General features: G+C 50.5%; 16 protein-coding genes. 3 read left to right on the top strand and 13 right to left on the bottom strand.

Annotation, left to right across the window (positions count from 1 at the left end; genetic code table 11):
• Positions 1-146: 146 nt before the first annotated feature.
• Positions 147-5,096, bottom strand: coding sequence for an RHS repeat domain-containing protein (locus tag BLS62_RS29340; RefSeq protein WP_093190968.1), 4,950 nt, complete (start codon positions 5,094-5,096; stop codon positions 147-149).
• 114 nt (positions 5,097-5,210) lie between these two features.
• On the bottom strand, positions 5,211-5,708 hold the full coding sequence (locus tag BLS62_RS29345; RefSeq protein WP_093190974.1) for a hypothetical protein: 498 nt from the start codon (positions 5,706-5,708) through the stop codon (positions 5,211-5,213).
• 484 nt (positions 5,709-6,192) lie between these two features.
• Here BLS62_RS29345 and BLS62_RS29350 point away from each other — a divergent pair, with 484 nt between their 5' ends.
• Both BLS62_RS29350 and BLS62_RS29355 read left to right on the top strand, forming a co-directional pair.
• Positions 6,193-7,857: an aminotransferase class V-fold PLP-dependent enzyme gene (locus tag BLS62_RS29350; RefSeq protein WP_093190979.1), complete on the top strand. Its 1,665-nt coding sequence runs from the start codon at positions 6,193-6,195 to the stop codon at positions 7,855-7,857.
• A gap of 549 nt (positions 7,858-8,406) precedes the next feature.
• On the top strand, positions 8,407-9,126 hold the full coding sequence (locus tag BLS62_RS29355) for a Crp/Fnr family transcriptional regulator (RefSeq protein WP_093190983.1): 720 nt from the start codon (positions 8,407-8,409) through the stop codon (positions 9,124-9,126).
• Positions 9,127-9,343: 217 nt separating this feature from the next.
• Here the strand turns inward: BLS62_RS29355 and BLS62_RS29360 are convergent, their stop codons facing one another.
• The 11 genes from BLS62_RS29360 to BLS62_RS29410 all read right to left on the bottom strand — a co-directional run bounded on the left by BLS62_RS29360 (position 9,344) and on the right by BLS62_RS29410 (position 20,228).
• Positions 9,344-10,153 carry a CbiX/SirB N-terminal domain-containing protein gene (locus BLS62_RS29360; RefSeq protein WP_093190987.1) on the bottom strand — a complete coding sequence of 270 codons (810 nt, stop codon included), beginning with the start codon at positions 10,151-10,153 and terminating at the stop codon, positions 9,344-9,346.
• On the bottom strand, positions 10,110-11,711 hold the full coding sequence (locus BLS62_RS29365) for a nitrite reductase (protein ID WP_244283687.1): 1,602 nt from the start codon (positions 11,709-11,711) through the stop codon (positions 10,110-10,112). The genes BLS62_RS29360 and BLS62_RS29365 overlap by 44 nt, the downstream gene beginning before the upstream one ends.
• On the bottom strand, positions 11,686-12,900 hold the full coding sequence (nirJ, locus tag BLS62_RS29370; RefSeq protein WP_093190996.1) for a heme d1 biosynthesis radical SAM protein NirJ: 1,215 nt from the start codon (positions 12,898-12,900) through the stop codon (positions 11,686-11,688). The genes BLS62_RS29365 and nirJ overlap by 26 nt, the downstream gene beginning before the upstream one ends.
• On the bottom strand, positions 12,836-13,411 hold the full coding sequence (locus tag BLS62_RS29375; protein ID WP_093191001.1) for a siroheme decarboxylase subunit beta: 576 nt from the start codon (positions 13,409-13,411) through the stop codon (positions 12,836-12,838). Before BLS62_RS29375 ends, nirJ begins: the two co-directional genes overlap by 65 nt.
• Complete coding sequence (locus tag BLS62_RS29380) at positions 13,408-13,890, bottom strand: Lrp/AsnC family transcriptional regulator (RefSeq protein ID WP_093191006.1); 483 nt, start codon at positions 13,888-13,890, stop codon at positions 13,408-13,410. The genes BLS62_RS29375 and BLS62_RS29380 overlap by 4 nt, the downstream gene beginning before the upstream one ends.
• Positions 13,887-14,885 (bottom strand): siroheme decarboxylase subunit beta, encoded by a 999-nt coding sequence (locus BLS62_RS29385; protein WP_093191011.1) that lies wholly within the window; start codon positions 14,883-14,885, stop codon positions 13,887-13,889. Before BLS62_RS29385 ends, BLS62_RS29380 begins: the two co-directional genes overlap by 4 nt.
• A gap of 58 nt (positions 14,886-14,943) precedes the next feature.
• Entirely contained in the window at positions 14,944-16,125 is a 1,182-nt protein-coding gene (locus BLS62_RS29390) for a cytochrome D1 domain-containing protein (RefSeq protein WP_093191017.1), read from the bottom strand.
• Positions 16,122-16,493, bottom strand: a complete 372-nt coding sequence (locus BLS62_RS29395; protein ID WP_093191021.1) for a c-type cytochrome — start codon at positions 16,491-16,493, stop codon at positions 16,122-16,124. Before BLS62_RS29395 ends, BLS62_RS29390 begins: the two co-directional genes overlap by 4 nt.
• Positions 16,486-17,295, bottom strand: coding sequence for a uroporphyrinogen-III C-methyltransferase (gene cobA, locus BLS62_RS29400; RefSeq protein ID WP_093191024.1), 810 nt, complete (start codon positions 17,293-17,295; stop codon positions 16,486-16,488). The genes BLS62_RS29395 and cobA overlap by 8 nt, the downstream gene beginning before the upstream one ends.
• A gap of 76 nt (positions 17,296-17,371) precedes the next feature.
• The gene (locus BLS62_RS29405) at positions 17,372-19,042 is read right to left on the bottom strand and encodes a nitrite reductase (protein ID WP_093191028.1); all 1,671 of its coding nucleotides are present in this window, start codon (positions 19,040-19,042) and stop codon (positions 17,372-17,374) included.
• A 460-nt stretch (positions 19,043-19,502) separates the two neighbouring features.
• Positions 19,503-20,228 (bottom strand): GntR family transcriptional regulator, encoded by a 726-nt coding sequence (locus BLS62_RS29410; RefSeq protein WP_093191031.1) that lies wholly within the window; start codon positions 20,226-20,228, stop codon positions 19,503-19,505.
• A gap of 398 nt (positions 20,229-20,626) precedes the next feature.
• On the opposite strand from BLS62_RS29410, the gene BLS62_RS29415 reads away from it, so the two are divergent.
• The gene (locus tag BLS62_RS29415; RefSeq protein ID WP_093191753.1) at positions 20,627-21,646 is read left to right on the top strand and encodes a zinc-binding alcohol dehydrogenase family protein; all 1,020 of its coding nucleotides are present in this window, start codon (positions 20,627-20,629) and stop codon (positions 21,644-21,646) included.
• The last annotated feature ends 4 nt before the right edge of the window (positions 21,647-21,650 follow it).

Here is a 21,650-nt window from a genome sequence, read left to right on the forward strand (position 1 = left end):
GATCTCAGCCTTAGGGTTGAGATCAGCTGCTTTTAAGTAGCCGACTGATGATCGCGGCGTCTCCAAAGCCGCGCTGCAGCTCTTTTCTGGTTCGCCTCAACCCTCTGAAGACTTCGCAACAGATTCACAAGAAGCTATCCGTCTGACTAAAGTGTCACCTTCAAGATGTTCGACTGAATGCTTTCTGCAATCTTTTGTGCATCATTAAAGTTACCTCGAACTAGGAGAAGCGGAGACTGGCTCTGCACATTGCCCATCTTGCTCGCCAGGTTTTGTGCGAATGCGTCATGACTTGCGGGTTGGACCACATCGTTAGGCGCATGTACTTGGGGTCGGCTATGAACAATGCCGCCAATTCCTCTGAATTTTATGGCGGCCTTGATCTTGTCCAAAGGCTTAACTGGCATTGCGTTGCTTCTTGGTCGCGTAGAAATTTGATTAGCGTCAACGTCCGGTAATGCAGAATTCAAACTTGCTTCATCTAAGACACGACCAGAAGCATCAGTTGACGTGCCTGGATCAGACGGATCCTGCGAAGTGCGTGCGGGGAGTACATCACCTATGACGGTCTTGGCCTCCACATAACCAGATCGAAAACCCAAAGCGCCTCCTAAGCCAATATCGAGCATGTTCTCACCTGAGAAGAAAGGTTGGTTATAGGCGATAGAGGCCACACCTCCCGCGACAGCAGCATCCGCAGCACCTCCGATTGCCCCAGAAAAAATCAAACTGTGCCTTCGGGCCACACTCGCTTCTGCACCGTTACTGACTAAGCTTCGTTCAACCAACGATCCAGAGGCATGTTCGGCTCCTGCACCCGCTGCACCGCCTAATGCGCCGCTTATTAAATCAATTTCGATTTGTCTTCCGGTGACATCTTCACCTGTCACTCCTGATGCGGCGATATCCCCAGCAACTGCGCCAGCAGCACCCGCTGCACTGGAGGCAGCGATCGTTGCCCAAACAGATTCTGTGCCAAGAGCAACTGCAACACCGGCACCAACAGCACCACCAGCCAAAGCTCCAACTGCTATCCCCACAGCAAGTGCCAGCACAAAAACTGCGGCTTCCTTCGTGGTCAAACCAGTGGGGTCAAAATATGAAATAGGATTGCCATTTGCATACCCATAGGTATTGATTGAAAACAGTGGATCTGGTGAAAGGAAGCGCATGGATTTTGGGCTGTACCAACGCGCATGCAAGTAAGTAAGTTCGGTACTTGCATCAGTAAATTGCCCCTCCCAATTCAAGCTGTTCGGTGGCGTCAACGCAGTGGGTGTCGTAATTGATCCGTAGTCGGAGATGTCGATACTTTCAGACCCACCCGCGCTGTTATGCAGTCGAACGGAATTCATAGTTCTTGAATAGAGAGTACTGGATGCCTCGCTCAACTGCGCATATGGCAAGGTGTTGGACCATAACACGGCATGTGAGCTTTCCTGGTCTCCATCCTGCAGCGCTTCACTGGTAACACTGGCCACACTGTCGGCGACTGTGTAAAACCGGTTGTTCGCTTCATTCGTCGCCACAGAAGCAAGCGCACCTTCTGCATCGTAGGTGTACTGGGTCTGCGTGCCGTCGGGAAGGTCGGCCCTCACCAATCGACCGGTCACATCGTAAGAATATGTAGTGCCATCCACATCTTTGAGCATACGGCCATTTCTATCGTAAGTGATGCCATCGCTTATTAACTGGTTGATTGCGTTATATTGAAACTGCTGGGTCTGATCATTTCTGGTGTATGCTAGAATGTTTCCTGCACCATCAAACTTGTAAGTTTCGCTGAACACCTCCTCAGTCAGCAGATTACGATCCTGAGAGGAAATAAGTTGATGCAAGCCGTTATACGACATGGTTTTAGCAACATTAACCGCTGCATCCCGATTGCTCTGAGAACTAATCGTCAGGTTGGTTACATTGCGCCAGATGTCTCGCGTAGCATTTGTGGTTAGCACATTTGCGCCGTTCCCATCGGAAACAGCAATCTGCTCAGGATGCCCGTAGCCGTCATAAGTGAAATCGGTCGTCTGACTTGGTAAAGCAGGATCCTCCAGTATCTGATTGAGCAAGGCACCATGTTGATTATTTGCAATGCCCCATGTGTTTCTAAGTGAAACATTATCAGTGGTCTGATCGAGAAGCTGATTGGTATCATTATAGCTGTAGAATGACTGAGTGCCATCAGGCAGGGTATAGCTCACCACTCGGCTGAAAGCATCTTTGCTCAGTGTGACCGACTTGCCGTCAGCATAGTGGATAGCAGCGGCTGTTCCATCTAAGGAATACTCATAGCGGATGGATTGCGACCCCTCAGAGACCTGACTCACCAAACCATTGGAGAGATAGGAAAATAACCTGCGAGCGCCACCGGTTTCAGCGGTAGCCAACTGCCCGATAGCATCGTAGATGTAGTTTGTCGTCACTCCATCATGTCGTTGATAGCTTGTGACTTCATTGTCAGTATTATAGCTGAATATTTGTAACTGACCCAACTGGTTGGCTGCAGATACTAGGTTCCCCATAGCATCATAGGTCAACAAAGCAGTTTTCACCTCAGGCTGAGAGACATTATTGTAACTTTCAATCCGTTGCAGTTGTACCGGGTTGCCCAGCAAATCGTAACTCGTCACCGTTTCTACATCTGCTTGCAGTAATGCTTCTGCAGCAGTGCCGATAAACGTCTCCCTTACAACAACACCTTCGGAATTGTATTCGTTGTTGGTCGTGGAAAGATGTGTCTGCACACCATTCTCGACACTATAGGTGCTTACGGTTTCAGGCAGGCCAAAGCCATTATAGGAATAAGTGTGCTGGTAATATTGCATGGCTTGAGTTGCGGAATATGGATAACTCTCAATGACAAGAGCCTGACCCAAGCCGTCATACTGAACCCTTGCCCGCAACCTGTCATTTAATAGGCTCTGAATGTTCTGGTTTGGGTCGTCGTAGGTAAGGGTATATTCATTACCTAGATGGTCTATTCTGGATACTTCTCTTCCCAATGCATCGTATTGGTAACGGGCCGTTTGCCCTGTCATCCCAACGTCCTCGGATATTTGCCCGAGTGCATTATAGGTGATCTGAGCGAGCTGGCGATTCAGCTCAGGGGCTGTCTGAGTTGGATCTCCATTATCTTCAAGCAGAACAGAGCGACCAAGAGCGTCGAATGTCGTACGCAGCTCGTATCCGTTTTTATTGTGAGTTTGCACTGTGTTTTTCGCAAGATCAGGCGTCGCTCGATCAGGGAAAGCCATTGTGTACGTGTAGGTTTTAGTCTGACCAAGTGGATCAAGAATCGAAGTTACCCGTCCGACGGCGTCATAGGAAAAGCTGTAAACCTTCCCTTCGGGCGTGGTCTGCCGGATGCGTGGCGCCATAGGCAAGCGCATGTCGAATACGCTTTCGTTGACACCACCATTCGCATCTGTCGTCAAGATTGTGAGCTGACCAGTACTCGTATCATAGTTTTGCGCAAATCTGCTGCTCACTGATGTAAGTGCACCAGCGACGCTTGAATGGCCTTCAGCCCAAGAAAGCTGCCAGCCATCTTGTGCGCCAGCGTCATCATAAAAGAAGCGTTTGGTTTTGGTGGAAACGAACTGATCACTATCAGCTTCCTTTTCAGCAAGTGTAACCTGCGAGATGTTCTTATCGTCATCTGTAAGGGTGTAGGTCGATTTGACCTGCTTGCCTGTTATTTTGTCCAGCTCGACCTTTTCAAGTGGCAATTCTCCACCCCAGTCGACGGCGACATAAGACTGAGTGGTCTCGTTAACAAGAGTTCCGCTTCCGCCTGTCAGGTCAAATTTCCGACTTAAAGTAATATGCCCGAAGTCATTGTATTCAGTTTCGATTTTTTTGTAATCACTCCAACTGTCAGTGCTTGGATCAAAAACGCTATGCACGACACTGATGGGCTTACCCATATTGATGCTGCGATCATGTTGGTCGGCAACGATGCGATACTCGTAAAGGCTCCTGTAGGCGTCCACGCTGTATCCGTCCTCATCCAGCAAATAGGAATAGGAGCGCACTGGTGAGTGAAGAAAATTGTAGAACACACGAGAGACAGAAAGAAACGCGCCACTGGCATCTAACCGTTCCACCAACACATCATAAAGATACGCGGTGTTTTCACTGTTCATCAGACCATCGCCAGAAGGAGACAGGCGGTAGCCATGGGTAAAACCAGTAAATGTATTTCCGTCGCTGGCGCTGCCGTATGCATATTGCGTTGCGTCCAGAAATTCATTTTTGAAGTTGCTGTGCCGGAGCAATCGAACAGCAGGAAAGGATCCAGTACTGCCGTCCTCCTCTAAATATTCAATTGAAGTATAAGCCAGGGTTGTAATCAAACCAGAGGCGTAGGAGATATTAGAGATCACTGTTTCAAACGTATGGGACCCATACTCAATTTCAGTTACTACACCAATCTGGTTGGTCACTCTGAAGACGCCTTGATCAGAGTACGCAACTTCCTGGGTGGAGCCATCAGGCAGAACAATTATAAGTGTGCCAAGGTCATATCCGAGGCTTACAGTCTGACCATAGGAGTCAACAATACTCGCGAGGGTGTTGTCAAATACATCGCCAAGCTGATCAGCATAAGTGTACCGCAATGCGTTACCGAAAAGGTCAGCGTGAAGAACCAACTTGCCCGTCGCATCCAAATAGCTTTTTGCCCCGTCATTATAAATGAAGAGATAGCGATAGGTTCCAACACCTGTCGGCAGTTGCTGATCTTCTAGGAATTTCTCAAATTTCCGGCCATGGTCGTTTAAGTATTTCAAGCCGGATTGATAACCAGAGCTGTCAGTCCAGTCTGGATCAATAATGAATGTCTTGCCCTGGAACGTAAATGTTTCATCATTCGCAACATAAGGCAAATTGTACCCCCAGCCTGCTGGCAGGCCAAGTTGCCCTGTCGTGCCGGACGCATAAAACAAGGAAAGCCCCAGTCCTATGGCTTCTGTCTTACCACGCAGTTGAACGAGCGGTATCTGAACAAACAGCGAGCCAGTGTTTTTATTGACAAACTCGTTAACTTGAAGCGTTTGGTTGAATGCCTGTGATCCACGATATTGCAGGAGTGGCATGGTGTTTCTCCAAAGTTTTTATTATTCTGGGAGAAGGCCTGCCCGGTCGAGGCAGGCCTGGTCGTTCTGGAGGAACAGAAAGATAACTGTTCGGAGAGGAGTTGCTGCTACAGATCAGTCCAAATCAAAGATTATGTAGACATGGGGTGCGTCCCCAGTGTCCCATTCTATAGAAGTTGCTACGCAATTCGCTTCTGTTGGACACACATGAGTACCGGGAGATTGCTCTCTCAATGTGATCGTGTTTTGCTGCGCCCCAGCATCCCAATCAGTACGTGTTGTCCCAGACTGAGAGTAATCATCTGTGTGGTAACTCAGTGTCCAGGTGGATGGTCTGGTGGCGCAAAGTTCATCCAAACTTGCGTCACCTTCTACATAATCAACACTGACGCAGTTAAGACCTTCTCTTCCAACAGAAACAGTATCACTTTCACCTGAACTATTCATGCATTCATCGAAGTCACTACCGGCTGTAAAGTTGACTGTATATGGAACAAGCGGTTGTATATCTACACTAACGCAAGCCTGTACAACTGCACCAGCACCAGCAAAGGCTGGAGCACTACTCAGTGAGAAAGTTATTGCTACAAAAACATTCAGCAAGACACGCATTTTTTCTTCCTTTTTATTAATGCACACCTGAATTAGTCGAGTCCAGTATTCATGGACTTCAAGACAGGAGACGTCTTTGCTTGATCTTTGTGAGATCTGAATTTATGTATTCTGAAAAAAATTGGCTGGCAGAGTGTGACTGTTTTGCGCGCGACGGTAGCATTCCCCAAACCGACCAGCACCTATGAAAATTTAACTTTCACGGATCTCGCAATCTGATCCTGCTTCATAATTGGGTTTGTCGACATTCAAATTTAAGCCGTCAGACCTGCGCATTATCTAATGTTGCACCTCCTTAGGGAGGCAGGTTGAGCTGACTTTGCGTCATTCTATATTTTATCTCAAAATTAGTACGGATTTCTAGCTTGACTAATTATATTAGCATGGCATTCTTATTTATGCGCATTTTTAAGTATAGACGTGTAAAGCGTGCAAAATGCACTTCAACGCATACCTAACAAACTGACAAGAAATTGAGACCAGCATGATCGACATAATCGAGCGTATCCGGAACTCAGTGATTGGTGAAGACACCGCCATCACAACTGCGTTTGGTCAAAAGCCGTTGGTTTATGCTGATTACACCGCCTCTGGTCGTTCTCTTGGTATGATTGAGGATTACATCCGCGACAACGTATTGCCCTATTACGCCAACACACACACAGAGACCTCATATACTGGCGCACAAACCACAGCCCTGCGTGAACAAGCGCGCCAGCAGATCCGGTCTGCAGTTAAGGCTGGAGATGAGCATTCAGTCATCTTTTGCGGCTCGGGCGCAACCTCCGCAATTCATAAGCTGATCGACATCCTGAACTTGAAGCTTCCTGCCGAGTTAAACGCGCGCTACAAATTCGAGCAGCAAATTCCCGAGCATGAACGCCCTGTCGTTTTCATCGGCCCCTATGAGCATCACTCTAATGAGCTGCCATGGCGCGAGAGCATCGCTGACGTGGTTTCCATTCCCCTTTGCGAAGGGGGTCAGGTGTGTCTGCATGATCTTGAGGCTCAACTTACAAAATACGCTGACCGCCCGATGAAGATCGGCAGCTTCTCAGCGGCCTCCAACGTGACAGGTGTTAAAACGGAGGTTGATGCCGTTGCCCGCCTTCTGCACAAACATGGTGCACTGTCTTTTTGGGATTACGCCGCCGCCGCCCCCTATGTGGGCATTGATATGAGCGGCATTCAGGATGAAAGAGGCGACAGCTCCAAAGACGCCATCTTCCTGTCACCTCACAAGTTTGTTGGCGGTCCGGGCACACCCGGAGTGTTGATCGCAAAGGATGCAATCCTTCAGAACCGCGTTCCGGCAATGCCAGGTGGTGGCACCGTTATGTATGTAACGCCGGAAGATCACCGCTACATCGCAAACGCAGAACGACGCGAAGAAGGCGGAACCCCGGCTATCGTGGAATCCGTGCGTGCTGGTCTTGTTTTCAAATTGCAGCAGGCGGTGGGAACAGACGAGATTGAGCGCCGTGAAGAGGATTTTGTCTCTCGCGCCGTGGCTCGCTGGTCCAAATGCGAAAACATCGACATCCTTGGAAATCCGGATGCACCGCGCCTCTCTATCACCTCGCTGAAAATCACCCATCAGGGCAAAGACCTGCACTACAGCTTTATCGTTGCGCTGCTCAATGACATGTTCGGCATTCAGGCACGGGGTGGCTGCTCCTGCGCCGGTCCCTACGGGCATACTTTGCTTGGCATGGACATGGACTACAGCAAGGCGCTGGAGGCACAGCTGCTGGACGGTCACATGATCTTGCGTCCAGGCTGGATCCGTCTCAACTTCAACTACTTCATTGTTGAAGAGACATTCGAGTATCTGGTTCGCGCTGTTGAGCTGGTCGCAGAGCACGGTTGGAAACTGCTGCCGTTCTACCGCTTTGATCCAGAGGGATCTGTCTGGCGCTATCAAAACCGCAAGACCGTACTGGCCGCGTCTCTCGATGAGTTTGACTTTATGGCAGAACCAACCCCGCAGGACAAACCGGCCCGTCCGTCCCTTGCAGACACAATGCAGGAGGCAGAGGCAGAATTGCTGCGCCCACACGTTTCAGAGGAACGGTACACCTTCACCCAACCAGAAAAAGCCGAGAAGCTCCGCTGGTTCCTACGTCCTCAGGATGTAGCGGTGGCGTGAGGCAGAGATGAAAGCGCAAGGCATTCCCGCTTGAGGAGTGCCGGCAATCGACCTTGAAATGGCAAAGGAGGGTCCGAGGAACGCGGTGTCCTCAGGCCAAAACCCATCATTGTAAGCAGCGCAAAAATTGCAGTAAACACGCATGACACGATAAATGTGCGAGGTTACGCTCACCTCACTCCACGTTTTTTGGAGCTGCAGGAGTGTTTGATGGCAAAGGCGGAACCGATGCCCGTTTCCCATATTCGGAATCGCCTTTACCACCAAGCATGAGGGCGCGCAGGCAAATGCGGCCTTCAAAGGAACCCTTGAGATGGTTTTAAACATCTTATTTCGCAGGTAAGACAAGTGACCACGTGAGTGGACAAACTTCCCTTAGGATCACCATAAGGCTATGTGTTCCCACGCTCCTTGACTTTAGTCAGATGCAATCTCTTTTCCTTTGATCAATCAGTGGGTGTACTTTGCGTGGAAACACTTGCGGTAGATCAACGTGCAACCCTAACGTAACACTAGGATTGGGCAGTTCCTGGGAGAGGTCTATTCAAAATGCCGAATAATCTACTAAGCAGCGAAGTCGAGAAGCTGGGAGAAATCCCGTTGCTCAAACGATTAAGTAGCGAAGCGCGAGAACAGCTCCTTCAGGGCGCGACGAAGAAGCATGTCTCACGCGGGGAAATGATATTTTTTCAAGATGACAAAGCCGAGGCTTTTTTTATCGTTCTAGAAGGTTGGGTAAAAGTTTTCCGCGCAACAAGCAGCGGCGATGAAGCGGTTGTCGGTGTCTTCACACGCGGCCAGACCTTTGCCGAAGGCGCAGCCTTTGCCAACACCAACTTTCCAGTATCCGGTGAAGCCGTCACCGATTGTGTAGTCCTGAGCATCTCGGTTGCCCATCTGGCTGGCTCAATTTCAGCAGATCCAAACATCGCGCTTGCGATGATGTCCTCACTCTCCATGCATCTACACCAGCTGGTTCTCCAAATCGAAGGCCTCAAAACACATACCGGCGCTCAACGTGTTGCTGAATTCCTTCTGAACCTATGCACTGAATCATCTGGTTCCTGCTCACTAATCTTGCCCTACGATAAAGCGCTGATCGCCGGTCGCCTCGGAATGAAGCCGGAAAGCCTTTCTCGCGCCTTTCAAAAGCTCAAAGGCTTTGGAGTTGAAGTAAAGCAGAACCGTGCGATCATCTCCAACGTGCAAATGCTGCAAATGTTGGTGGAGCAAGAACGCACGGTCGTCATGCACAGCCAGCAAGCTTAGGAGGGCATACGACCTACACCTACCGCTCTGAGGCCTCATAACTTTGCTTGATGAAGTCGCCAAGATGTTGCAACTCCTCTCCCCGCGGTGAGCTCTTCAGCAAGGGAACGCACGTTAAATCGCAAACCATGAGGTACTTCTCAAAGAAGGATCTTAGGATGTAAGGCCCGCACACAAATAGAAAGGTTCAGGCGAGTTGATCCTCTGAACCTTGCGCCTATGAGTTCAGGTTTTGCAGGTAGATCGCCAGATGTTGGGCAAGGGAATGCTCGCAGCCGATAACAGGTGCCAGTCGGCATCCAGTCGGCGCGCATTTCATAAACCCTGCGATATCATCATGGCCGTGCAGGCCCCCGCTGGCGAACAGCGGCACAACAATTGAATTGGGTGACAAGGTGCTAATCACATCATCCACCAGAGGCGCTTCGGAGAGAAACGCACAGTGAATGTTGTTGTAAGAGCTTCGCTTCTCCAGCTCATCCTTCAACTGCAAAGCACAGATGCGGGATTGTGGGCCAACTGTTGACCCATGCGCGACAAGCAGAATCTCGGTCTCCTGAGGGGCGCTTGAGTTGCGGCCATCCGTTTCAAGCGTGTCTTGAATACTTTCCAAAACCAGCTCTGGTAAAAAAGGCAGGACACCAAGAGGGGGTAACAACCTGATGGACTGCCCTTCTCGCGTATGACTTCGCCATTCACCCTCTTTCTGTTTCTTGTGGTCGGCATTCAGCCCCAGTCGCTTGGGCAAAACGGTGTTGCAGAAGTAGCCGTTGCTCAGCAAAAGTGGGAGGACAAGCACGTTGGAGTGCCTGAGGCCTGCTGCGACGTCTTCAAGTGGCGGGCTCCCTTTCATGACCCCGCTCACAACGGTCATATCTGGCAATAAGGGGGCCAAAGCTTGCTTCAGGCGCTCATGGCCCGGAGTTGTGTTGGCTCCCTTACCGCCCAAGTCTCCATGAGCGGCAAGGACCAGTGCCACACTCTCAGTGGCTGGTGCCTGCAGAGAAGGAGATCTTGTTCCAGACATTGTATTTCCCAGATGGCTTGCTCATTGGAAGACGCTTCACTTCTTCAAGCGTTTTGGCGTCGTAGATGATGATCGCACCGTCATCTTCCCAGATGGACATCACTGCATGGCTGCCATCACGGTCAAACTCGATATGAGCGGCCGTTTTACCGGGAATTGGTTGCAGGGTTTTCACGATCTCAAGCGTTTCTTTATCAATAATGTACATCAGATCTTTGTTAGGCCCAAAGAACACACCAGACCAAGCGTATTTGGAATTCTCGTGGGAGCGCATGAAGAAGCCCGGACCAGCGGTCTCAATGGTCTTCAAAACAGTCCAGTTGGACATATCGATTACAGAAATTTTGTTCTCGCGCAGGTGTGGTGTCGCCATGACCTGACGGCCCTTCCACTCCCAACTGATGCCGGACCCAAGATGCGGGAAGCCCGGTAGAGGCAGTTCTGCAATCTGACGACCAACATCCAAATTGACCACAACGCCTGTTTTGCCATCCCGAGCAGAGCCCACCAAGTTGCGATAGCTCTGATCGAAGAAGAAGTCATCCATAGGCTTGTCAACTGCGATACGGCGCAGAGCAAACAACCCACTTGAGGATGGCAAAGCTTCAATCATGCCCTTCTCATAGGAATGCACGTAGCCCTCATATTGCGGCCCGGCCTTGGGATCCGTCATGACCTCCCAGATTTCTGGAACGTCTTTGAGAGCAACCACAAAGCTGTCGCGCTCTGGTGCCTGATACACAGCGGACACGCGGGACGAAATCCCCAGCTTCGATTTGGTCTCGAAGATTTTCTCAACCGACAGGTCTTCAGAGGACAGCATCACAAGAGAGTGCGGCAGGTAGTTTGCCAGCGCGATGTGTTTGCCGTCTTTTGAGATGGCCACGTTGCGGGAGTTGATACCGCCGCGCACTTCGGCAACCACTTTCAAAGCCCACATGTCGAACTTGGTAATCCAGCCATCACGGGACATGAAGAACACGTAGTGCCCATCCGGTGTAAACTTAGGACCACCATGCAATGCGAACTGGGTTTTGAAGCGTGTCAGAGGCTCAAACGTGTCACCATCCATCACGGTGGCGTAGTGATCACCCGTTTCAACTACAATGAACAGGTTGAGCGGGTCTGACTCATAAACCGGCTTCTCGACAGGCTTGTAGTCCTCGTTGAGCACCCGGCTCGCCATAATCTCCTGCTCGCCCCAAACAGGCATGACAGGCAATGGCGTTTTGATGAAGTTTACCAACCCGGAAATCTGCTCTTCGGTCAGGTCTTCCTCAAACGCTGGCATCTGGGTCTGCACACGGCCTTTTTGGATGGTCGCAGTAGCCGATTTTCCGCGCAAACGCTGCAAGCTTTCCTTGAACAAAGCCGGGCCAGTGCCGCCCATCCGGTCCCCGCCGTGACACGAGGCGCACTGCTCCTGATACAGCTGTTTCGTGCCCTCACTGACTGGCTTTAGGGGTGCAGGTTTGCCACTTGCTAAAGCTGAGCCAGTGAGGAAACAAGAAGCCAGCAAAACAGCGGCGAGTTTAGGAATAGACATGTTTTGCTTCATGACGGGCTCCCCGGAACGGTACGGTTTCAACACGCGGGCTGACAGCATCGTCAATCCCGATTTCCGCATCAGTGAGGTAACAAGACGGATCTTCCGCCCATGGGTCACCAGTCACTTGCAGTGCTCTGACGCGTGTGTTGCCATTGCAAATATTGAAGTATTGGCACTTCCCACAGCGACCTTTGATTTGACGCGGGGACTGCTTCAAGCCGGCCATTACAGGATCAGAAAGGTCCTGCCAAATTTCAGAGAACTTGCGTTCTTTGACGTTGCCGATGGTGTAATGCCACCAGAAGGAATCTGGGTGCACCTTGCCGGTATTATCGATATTGCCGATGTTCACACCGGAGGCGTTGCCGCCCCAACGTTCCAGCATATCTTGCAGATACCCGGCTTTTTCCGGCATATGTTCGCGCACCCACTGCAACAAGAAGATGCCGTCTGCATCGTTGTTGCCGGTCACGTATTCGTTGGATTTGCCTGCCAGCACATCTTCCCACGCCTTCTCAATCAGGTGGGTCATGGCCTTGCGGGTCACGTTTAGGTGCGCATCTTCCCCGCGGTTTTTGTTACCGCGGCCAGCGTAGACAAGGTGAGACAGGTAGATTTTATCAACCTTCTCCCGCGCACACAGGTCCAGATAATCATCCAGCGTTTCGGCGTTTTCTTCGGTCAGCGTAAAGCGCAGGCCAACCTTGACGTTTTCCTCACGCAGATAACGCACCGCCTGAAGAGAAAGATCAAACGCGCCATCCATACCGCGGAAATCGTCATGCACTTTGCCGATGCCATCAAGGCTGATGCCGACATAATCGTAACCGATTGCGCCAATCTTCTGCGCCATGTCTTTGTCAATCAGCGTGCCATTGGTGGAGAGCGCCGTATAAAAGCCCTTCTCCTTGGCATAGGCCGACAGTTCCAGCATATCTGGACGCATCAGCGGCTCGCCGCCAGAGAAGATGATCACTGGAACACTGAAGCCCTTCAGATCGTCGATCACTTCATAGGCCTGCTGCGTTGAAAGCTCGCCCGGAAAATCGACATCACCTGAGGTCGTGTAGCAATGTTTGCATTTAAGATTGCAGCGGCGGATCAAGTTCCAGATGACAACCGGCCCAGCAGGTTTACGGGCTGGTGGTAGTGGATACGGATCCGCGATCGCTCTCAGATAATGGGTCAGACGAAACACGCGGGTTCTCCCCTTTTCTGCGCAGTCTAAGTCCTGTTTTTTTCAGGGTTTTTGTCGAAAACAGGACATCATGTTGCTTGCATGATGGACCCACTAGGGCCTCAATTTCCTTGACCAAAGTCACACACTCGCTACGAGTTTTCCCGTGTACCATGGCAAATACGTTATATGGCCACGTTGGCAGCCATCTTGGGCGCTGATAACAGTGAGAAACAAAGTCGAGGGCGCCCATAAGTTTGCCAATGCGCTCAACGTCTTCGTCCACAATATCCCAAACAGACATACCGTTGGCCCGCATGCCAAGCGCCCGGTGATTGGGCACCGCTGCGATGCGACGAATTGCACCAGTCTCCAACATGGCCGCAACCCGTTCCAGCACCAGTTCCTCGCCAACACCAAGCTGGTTTGCAACCTTCGCGTAGGGCTCGGAGACAAGAGGCAACCCGTCTTGCAACGCTGCCACAAGAGCGCGATCAAACTCGGAGAGTTCTTCAAACTTCTGCGCGGTCATACGGGCACCTTAAATTCAATGAAAAACTCACGTTCTTTAGGGAACAGACGAACAGGGATACCCGTTAGCGCTTCAATACGCTCGCCGCACTGCTGAATTTCCTGAGGCGTTTCTGTCGCCAACACAAACCACATGTTCAGCTCGTGATCGCGCGCGTAATTGTGCGCTACCTCTTGCAGAGCATTCACCGTTTCCGTAACCTCGTCATAGCGATCTTCAGGAACTGACATGGCGCAGAGGCAAAATGCACCGCCAAGCTGGGCAATGTCGAACATCGGCCCAAAGCGGGTGAAAATTCGCGTGTCCAACAGCCGCTGGATTCGCTCCAGAAGTTCGCGCTCCGAAATTGCGAACTCAGCTGCGACGATCTCATAGGGGCGCGAGGCGACTGGCAAACCATCTTGCAAGCGGTTGATCAGTTTGCGGTCAAGCTCATCCAGTTGCACGTCTGTTGTTTTGTTGAGGTATGCAAGGTTCATGCCATCACCCCTTTCCTTGCAAACACACGTGCGCCGCGTTGCTTAAAGCACTTGGTTGAGAACAATACATCGCTGCTGAACACATGTTGAGTTGCCAGCAAAGACAGACGGTTGATGACCTCCAAGGCTTCATCACGGCTGTTTGAGTGGGTCATGCAGTACAGATTGTAAGGCCAGATGGGCATTTCCCGGTTGCGTTGGTAGCACAGACTCACCATTGGGTCGGCTGAGAACAAGGCTCCCAGCTCATCAACTCTGTCATCTCGCACATTCCACACGGACATGGCATTTGCTTTGTAACCGAGGCGTCTATGGCGAACCACAACGCCAAAGCGCCGGATAATGCCCGCACTTTTTAGAGCTTTCAGGCGGTCCAGTACCGAGGTTTCTGATCGGCCCAATTCCAACGCGATCCGCAGGAATGGTCGATCTGAAAGCGGGATGCCGTCTTCCATCATTTCCAAAAGGCTGAGATCGTCCGGTTCAAGGACGGACAGGTCTACAGGGGGAAGCATCGGTGTCTTTTTGTCCAGCCGTTGCTTTGACAAAGAAAACCCCAAATCCAGATGGAACGCTTTTTCCATTCGGAAAGCATGCGTCACCAGATTGGTATTCTGCTCAATACGCGCCAGTGTCGCCTCAAGCGTGGCCCGGTCCCGCTCAACAACCACAAACCAGATGTTCAGCTCATTCTCGCGCAAATAATTATGATTTACACCGGGCTCATCATTGATGATTTGAGCCGCCGTTTCAACGTAATGCGGAGGGGCAGCCACTGCAGCCAAACAGCTGGCGCTTACGGTGTTGGGAGCAAGAACGGCTCCAATACGGGAAACAACACCGTCCTCGGTCAATCGCTCATAGCACTTCACGGCCTCGGGTGGGGCAATGCCTGCCTCCCGAGCAATCAGATTGAAGGGTTTTGGGACCAGTGGAAAATCATGTTGCCACCGGTCAACCAATGCGAGATCAATTTCGCTAAGCTGTGAACTCATTTTATTATTATTCCCAATCATTCAAGCCTTTACAGGCCACTTAGGGAAAAGCTGGGGCCTAAAGACCCAGCTGATGTGCCCGTGCTGTGAAAAAGATGCCGCTTGGTTTTTGAGCGGGCAGAACCGTCTTCAAGGAAAAATCAGCGGTGTCATAGACATGCACTTCATTTTTATCGCGAACGGACATCCAGACTTCGTTGCCCCGAGGCGTGAATTCCATATGGAGAACACCCGGACCCGGCTTGAAGGTCTTGATGATTTTGCGCTCCACAGTATCAATCACCTGAATGGTGTCGTTGTTTGGCGGCGCAAAGTTCACCCAGATCTGGCGACCATCAGGACGGGCCATGGCAAAGACCGGCTGGCCGTGAACCTTAACGCGGTCCACTTCCGTGAAGTCCCGTTCATCCATAAACAGCACCTCATGGCGTCCAACTGCTGGCAGAGCAAACATGCCGTTGGCTTGGGCCCACCCTTCCAGATGCGGCATTTTATAGACTGGCAAAGGCTCTTCCCCTTTGCCGTACCCATCCATAACACGCTCAACTTTCAGTGGTTCTTTCCAAAGGTCGATGTGAGCGAGGCCATCCTCTCCAAACAAACCAGCGATATAGTGGCGGCCATCGCCAGTTACGAGCGCGTCGTATGGGTTGGTGCCAATGTCTTCGATCCTTGTGATTTCAGGCGTCAGGCTCTTGGAGTAGTCCAGAATCCATGTTTCGCCGCCATCCCATAACGAGAACGCAAACCGGCGACCGGGTAGATCCACAAGTCCAACAGTTTTGGATTGGTTGCCGTCTTCATCATAAATCGCAGGGACTTCAGAGAGGAGTTCCAAAGTCTCGGAGTCAAAAACGTTTACGCCGCCGGGTTTGTAGTTGGAAACGGCGACCAGCTTGCCATCATCTGAAATAGCGCCGCCGATTGAGTTACCGGCCTGCATCACGCGGTTAACCAGTTTCCCGGTCAACATATCAACTTTGGAAAGCCCGCCCTCCCGGCCAAACACATAGGCATAGCGTTCATCACGGGAATATACGACGGAGGCGTGGGACAGATTGCCCAACCCTTCCACCTGAAACAAGATGGTGCGGTCGGTGCTTTCTACAATGAGAGCTGTTCCTGTGGCTCGCTCTATGATCAGGCCAAGGTCACCCGTGGCGCGTAAATCATCAGAACTGGCTGAAGAAGCGAATAACAGACCGGCGCTGAGCGCTGCGGCAGCAAGAAACGTCTTCACTTAAATGCTCCTGTTTTTAAGCCTTCTGCGATGAAGGCCGCTTCCTCTTCGTTTAAGAGCCCACGCCAGCGGGGCATGGCTGTCCCCGGCAAACCGCCCAGGATTATCTCCTGAATGACATCAAGATCATAATGCTCCAGATTGTCCGGCAGAAGAGGCCCACCAAGGCCACCCTCAAGGGTGATGCCGTGACACGATCCGCAATCCTGCTGAACAAAATCTGTGAGCCGGTCTTTGTCGATCTGGTTCAGGATCTCAGAGTCCGCAAGAGCGCCGAGCGGCGCTCCGGTCAGCAACGGAAGCGCCAGCAACCCGGCTAGCATTAAGGGACCAAACGGGCTGCGCGCAATCCGTACTGTCCTAGCCATTTATGACCTCCAGATGCGGTCGTTTATCCGCCCAGTCTCCTTTGGCACCGCTAAAGGCAGCGGGAACTTGCAAGGCCTGTTTGAGACCGACAACATCACCAATCATAAACAGACAGGGTGCAGGTAGATTTGCGTTCTTTGCTTGCTCACCAATGGTGGTGAGCGTTCCAAAAACTTTACGCTCTTCAGAAGTTGTGCCTTTGGAGATCGCGGCGGCAGGCATATCGGCAGGCATGCCATGTTCGATCAGCTTGGCTGAGATCTCTTCGATGGCAGCAAGGCCCATATAAATTACAAGGGTGGTGTTCGGATCGGCAAGGCTGGCCCAATCCAGATCGAGAGGTACATCTTTCTGGCAATGTCCCGTCACGTATCGCAGTCCCGTTGCAAGGCCGCGATGTGTGAGTGGCAAGTTGAGGCTTGAAGCACAGCCTTGGGCAGCTGTTATTCCGGGGATGACCTCATAGGAAACACCGGCTTTGACCAGTTCAGCAGCTTCTTCGCTGCCACGGCCAAAAATGAACGGATCTCCGCCTTTAAGGCGCGCAACACGCTTACCTTCTTTGGCGAGATCAACGAGTAACTGATTAATTTCTTCTTGAGGAATTGGATGACTGCGAGGTTTTTTCCCAACCGGGTAAAGCGCTGTCTTCGGCGGCACCAGATCCATAATATCTTGTGAAACCAAACGGTCATAAACAACGACTTCAGCATTTTGAATTCGTTTTAGCGCTTTCACTGTCAGTAGATCCGGATCTCCCGGCCCTGCACCAATAAGACTGACCATCCCAATGCGTCTCATAACTTATTCCTCAAATAGAACAGGGAAGTAATGAAGGGGCACGCGTTCGCGCCCCTTCGATCGTCAAAGTATTGGCTTAGTAAACGTCGTACTGAGTGTTGTAGACGTTGAACTTGCCTGTAGGAGTTACAAGACGCTTGTCCTTGATAACTTTCTTCAACTTCAGCGTTTTGTCATCCACAACAACGATTGCAGATTCCTGATCCAGGCCATTCCAGACTGAGAACCAGATTTCGTCACCAGCCTTGTTGAATTCACCCTGAACGATACGACGTGGACCTTCGGTCAAACCTGCCCATTCTGCGATTGGCAGAACAGTGTACTCAGGCTCTTCCTGGGTCATTTCGTCGATTTTGAACACAGCCACAGACGTAGAGGTTTCGATGTCTGGGTTGAGTGGGGTATCAACATAAAGGTGCTTGGACGTTGGATGTGTCTTGATGAACAGGGAACCACCGCCCTGACCTTCAAGCATCTGTACAACTTTCCATGCCTGATCAGGATGACCTTCAGGGTCTGTACCAATCAGAGAAACGATTTCATCGCCAAGGTGACTTGTTGCCCAGACCGGACCGTAGGTTGGGTGCACAAAGTTTGCGCCACGACCTGGATGCGGAGTAGTGCCACCAGTTTCAACAATTGCTTCCAACTGTGAATCTTTGGTGTCAACAATAGCTACTTTGTTACGTGCGTTTGCAGCAACAATGAAGTAACGGCCTGTGGAGTCGAAACCACCATCATGAAGGAAGCGCTCTGCATCAATAGTTGTTACTTTGAGTGCATCGAGATCTTCATAGTTCACCATGAGGATCTTACCAGTTTCCTTGACAGTTACGATGAACTCAGGAGCATAGTGAGATGCAACAATGGATGCTACGCGTGGCTCTGGATGGTATTCCTGAGTGTCATAAGTCATGCCGCGTGTGGAGACGACTTTCTTAGGCTCAAGAGTTTCACCGTCCATGATGACGTATTGTGGAGGCCAGTAAGCACCAGCGATTGCGTATTTATCTTCCCAGCCTTTGTACTTGGAAGTTTCAACGGAACGCGCTTCAGAACCAACTTTGACTTCAGCAACTTTGCCAGGCATTTCCATCCAAAGATCGATCAGATCGACCTTCGCATCACGACCAATTACGAAGAGGTAACGGCCAGAAGCGGAAATACGTGAAATGTGAACTGCATAACCAGTGTTGATGATTGTGACGATTTCTTTGCTGTCACCATCAATGAGAGCGATCTCACCAGAGTCACGAAGTGTAACTGAGAAGAGATTCTCAATGTCCAGATCGTTCATTTTTTTGGTTGGGCGCTGATCTACTGGAACGATAACTTTCCAGCTTGCCTTGATCTTGTCCATACCAAATTCTGGCGGAGCAGCAGGCTCGGTCATGACATATTTAGCCATGAGCTCGATATCTTCAGCTGACATCTCACCGGATGTACCCCAGTTTGGCATACCGCCAGGGGAACCGTAGGTGATGAAGTCACGAAGGTATTCGAAACCATGCTCACGGGTGATATCTGTGGTCAGAGGTTTACCGGTCGCACCTTTACGCAGAACACCATGACAACCAGCACAACGCTCAAAATAAATTTGGTTTGCGCGGGAGACTTCTTCAGCAGAAAGAACTGGAACGCCGTTTGCGGCATCTTCTGCATTCGAAATCGACATAGACGCCAATGTGGCGGTCGCGCAAACAAGCGCGGTGTATGTGGTGGAACGGAGAATTGATTTAAGCGTCATCATAGTCTCCAAGACTAACGATCTTTAAACGGGCACCGCTATGTAAACGCGAGACACCGTTCTGCACATTGACCATCGTCAAGTAATTGTGCGTAGGAATTTTTCCGTAAAATAAACTAGGTATATCAATTAGTTAATGTGTGCGAAAGTTTCAAAAATACGCAACCGTCCTGCGCAAGGCTCCACCAGTTTTGACATGGATCACGTTTCTGTGATGTTTTCGTGATGTAGCGTTTCCATTTATCGCCTCTTGAGTCCTTTGCAAAGGATATGAACCCGAACAATTCACCTTCGGTCCGGTTAAAATCGGCCCAAAGAGAGCGGTTGATACAACTCGCATCTGGTATCGGCAGCAGCACGTCACACGAAAAGGGAGTGTTGACACCGACTATCAGGCAGAGCCCCGCTCCGCCACGGACAGCGCTTGCCGCATGTCGGTTACACCGGCAGATCCTTTGGTTCAGTTAAAAACGAACCCGTCAAAGTCCGGATCGCCCACGTCTGATGACTTGAACAAGGTGTTCTTCACATTTTCCATATGGTCCCACATGGCTTGTTTGGCCTGTTCCGGGGAGCGGCGCATAAGCGCGTGCATGATCTTCAAATGATCTTCGTGCCAGTTCTTCTGCTCGTCTTCCAGATTGGTGATGCGAGAAAGTAACCTGACCCACATGCCACCGACTTCACGAGCATTCCAAAGATCCAGTGCGATCTTTATCATCATATTGTTGTGGGTGCCCTCTGCAATAAGAAGGTGGAAATCCCGGTCACCTAAATAATCAACAGGTCCATCCAATGTCATTTCCCGAAGTTTTCTGAGCTGGAATGTAGAAATGTTACTTGCAGCTAATTCGGCAATTGAGCTCTCGAGCCATTGCCGCGCTTGCAGCAGCTCAAAAGGCCCTATGGACTGCTGTTGGCTCTGTAGCAAAATAGCAGGTTGATCTACATAGTAGATGCCAGAGCCTTTTCTTACTTCTATAAGACCTTTGAGCTCTAACATTATGAGTGCTTCACGCAATGTCGTGCGGCTAACTGAATACTTCTCAGCAAGCTCCCGTTCTGAAGGCAGTTTGCTTCCTACAGACAGCATCTCATCCCTGGTGAAGTCTTGCTCAATGTTCAGTGCAAGCTCTTGGTACAGGCGCTTCGCAGGCGTTTTGTCAGCTTTATTATCCGTGATCATTGTAATCGCCCGGTTTCCCAAAATTGGTCCAATATCTTATAGCTCATTCCACCCAAACTTCAAACCAATTTTCAAGCTTAGGGTTTACCCGTAGTAATAACAAAACACTAGGCTTTTCGTGAATAAATCTGAGTGATATACGCGTTAACCCGCGTTGACTGGTCGCAAACTCTCAATATATTGGTCCTACAAATATGGAATCTGGCAGACCAACTAGAAGCTGATTGCGAGAATGACGAAGGCTAGGCTGAACATCAGCCGGACCAATCTTCCAATCAGTCCCCCATTGTTGGAAAGCAAAATTTCAAAGAAGAAACGAAATTAGTAGTGTCACAGCTCTGAGGGCGGCAACTTCAAGTAGAAATTGCGATGACATGTTAAAATATGGCGGGCAAGCGATGAAAACCTTGATATGCAATGGTCCAAACGATCTGGAGTATATTGAACAAAGTGTACCTACGCCAAATTCTGACGAAGTATTACTTAAGATCTCTGCAATCGGTATCTGTGGTACCGACATCCATGCTTACACAGGCAAGCAACCCTTCTTTAGTTACCCACGCGTGCTTGGTCACGAAATCTGCGGTGTGGTCCAGGAAGTTGGCACTGACTGTAAGGATGTTGCTGTTGGCGATCGTGTCGCCGTTATGCCTGTTATCTATTGCGGTGAATGCCCTGCTTGTAAAGCGGGTAAGACCAATTGCTGCGAATCTGCATCTCTCTACGGCGTTCATCAGGACGGCGGCTTTTGTGAATTCCTTGCAGTTAAAGCAATCAACACAATCAAGGTTCCTGCGCATTTCTCAGATTGTGCAACAGCTTATGTAGAGCCATTCACCATTAGCGCTCACGCAGTGCGCCGCGGCGAAGTTGCTAAGGGAAGCACTGTTCTTGTTGTCGGTGCTGGACCAATTGGTATTGGTGTTGCAGCCGTCGCAAAAGCTAAGGGTGCTGACGTTATTGTGGCAGATGTACAAGAGAGCCGTCTGGAACATGTAAGAAACAGCCTGGGCCTCAAAACCATCAACCCAACCACTGGTGTTTACGCTGAAGAGCTGGCGAAGCTCTGCGGTGGTCAGCTGCCAAGCGTTCTGTTTGATGTGACCGGCAACAAACATGCAATGACAGATGCAGTTAGCCTCATCTGCGCAGGTGGCAAAATCGTATTCGTCGGTTTGTACATCGGCGATCTCAAGATTGATGATCCGACCTTCCACAAAAAAGAAACAACGCTTCTGTCTAGCCGGAATTCCAGCCGTGAAGACTACGAATACGTCATCTCCCTTCTGGAGAGCGGCGACCTTCATGAGAAGCTTCTCCACAATCGTACCTATGACTTCTACACCATCGGAAATTCCTATGAAGAAGACGTAGTGAACAACAAAGAGCTGATTAAAGGCCTAATCACCTTTAACTGATGGG

It is taken from the genome of Pseudovibrio sp. Tun.PSC04-5.I4 (assembly GCF_900104145.1).
Classification (GTDB): domain Bacteria; phylum Pseudomonadota; class Alphaproteobacteria; order Rhizobiales; family Stappiaceae; genus Pseudovibrio.

Excerpts from the sequence above, each read along its gene's own strand:
- BLS62_RS29340 (WP_093190968.1), bottom strand. The coding sequence starts at position 5,096 with ATGCCACTCCTGCAATATCGTGGATCACAGGCATTCAACCAAACGCTT.
- BLS62_RS29345 (WP_093190974.1), bottom strand. The coding sequence starts at position 5,708 with ATGCGTGTCTTGCTGAATGTTTTTGTAGCAATAACTTTCTCACTGAGT.
- BLS62_RS29350 (WP_093190979.1), top strand. The coding sequence starts at position 6,193 with ATGATCGACATAATCGAGCGTATCCGGAACTCAGTGATTGGTGAAGAC.
- BLS62_RS29355 (WP_093190983.1), top strand. The coding sequence starts at position 8,407 with ATGCCGAATAATCTACTAAGCAGCGAAGTCGAGAAGCTGGGAGAAATC.
- BLS62_RS29360 (WP_093190987.1), bottom strand. The coding sequence starts at position 10,153 with ATGTCTGGAACAAGATCTCCTTCTCTGCAGGCACCAGCCACTGAGAGT.
- BLS62_RS29365 (WP_244283687.1), bottom strand. The coding sequence starts at position 11,711 with ATGAAGCAAAACATGTCTATTCCTAAACTCGCCGCTGTTTTGCTGGCT.
- BLS62_RS29375 (WP_093191001.1), bottom strand. The coding sequence starts at position 13,411 with ATGACCGCGCAGAAGTTTGAAGAACTCTCCGAGTTTGATCGCGCTCTT.
- BLS62_RS29380 (WP_093191006.1), bottom strand. The coding sequence starts at position 13,890 with ATGAACCTTGCATACCTCAACAAAACAACAGACGTGCAACTGGATGAG.
- BLS62_RS29385 (WP_093191011.1), bottom strand. The coding sequence starts at position 14,885 with ATGAGTTCACAGCTTAGCGAAATTGATCTCGCATTGGTTGACCGGTGG.
- BLS62_RS29395 (WP_093191021.1), bottom strand. The coding sequence starts at position 16,493 with ATGGCTAGGACAGTACGGATTGCGCGCAGCCCGTTTGGTCCCTTAATG.
- cobA (WP_093191024.1), bottom strand. The coding sequence starts at position 17,295 with ATGAGACGCATTGGGATGGTCAGTCTTATTGGTGCAGGGCCGGGAGAT.
- BLS62_RS29405 (WP_093191028.1), bottom strand. The coding sequence starts at position 19,042 with ATGACGCTTAAATCAATTCTCCGTTCCACCACATACACCGCGCTTGTT.
- BLS62_RS29410 (WP_093191031.1), bottom strand. The coding sequence starts at position 20,228 with ATGATCACGGATAATAAAGCTGACAAAACGCCTGCGAAGCGCCTGTAC.
- BLS62_RS29415 (WP_093191753.1), top strand. The coding sequence starts at position 20,627 with ATGAAAACCTTGATATGCAATGGTCCAAACGATCTGGAGTATATTGAA.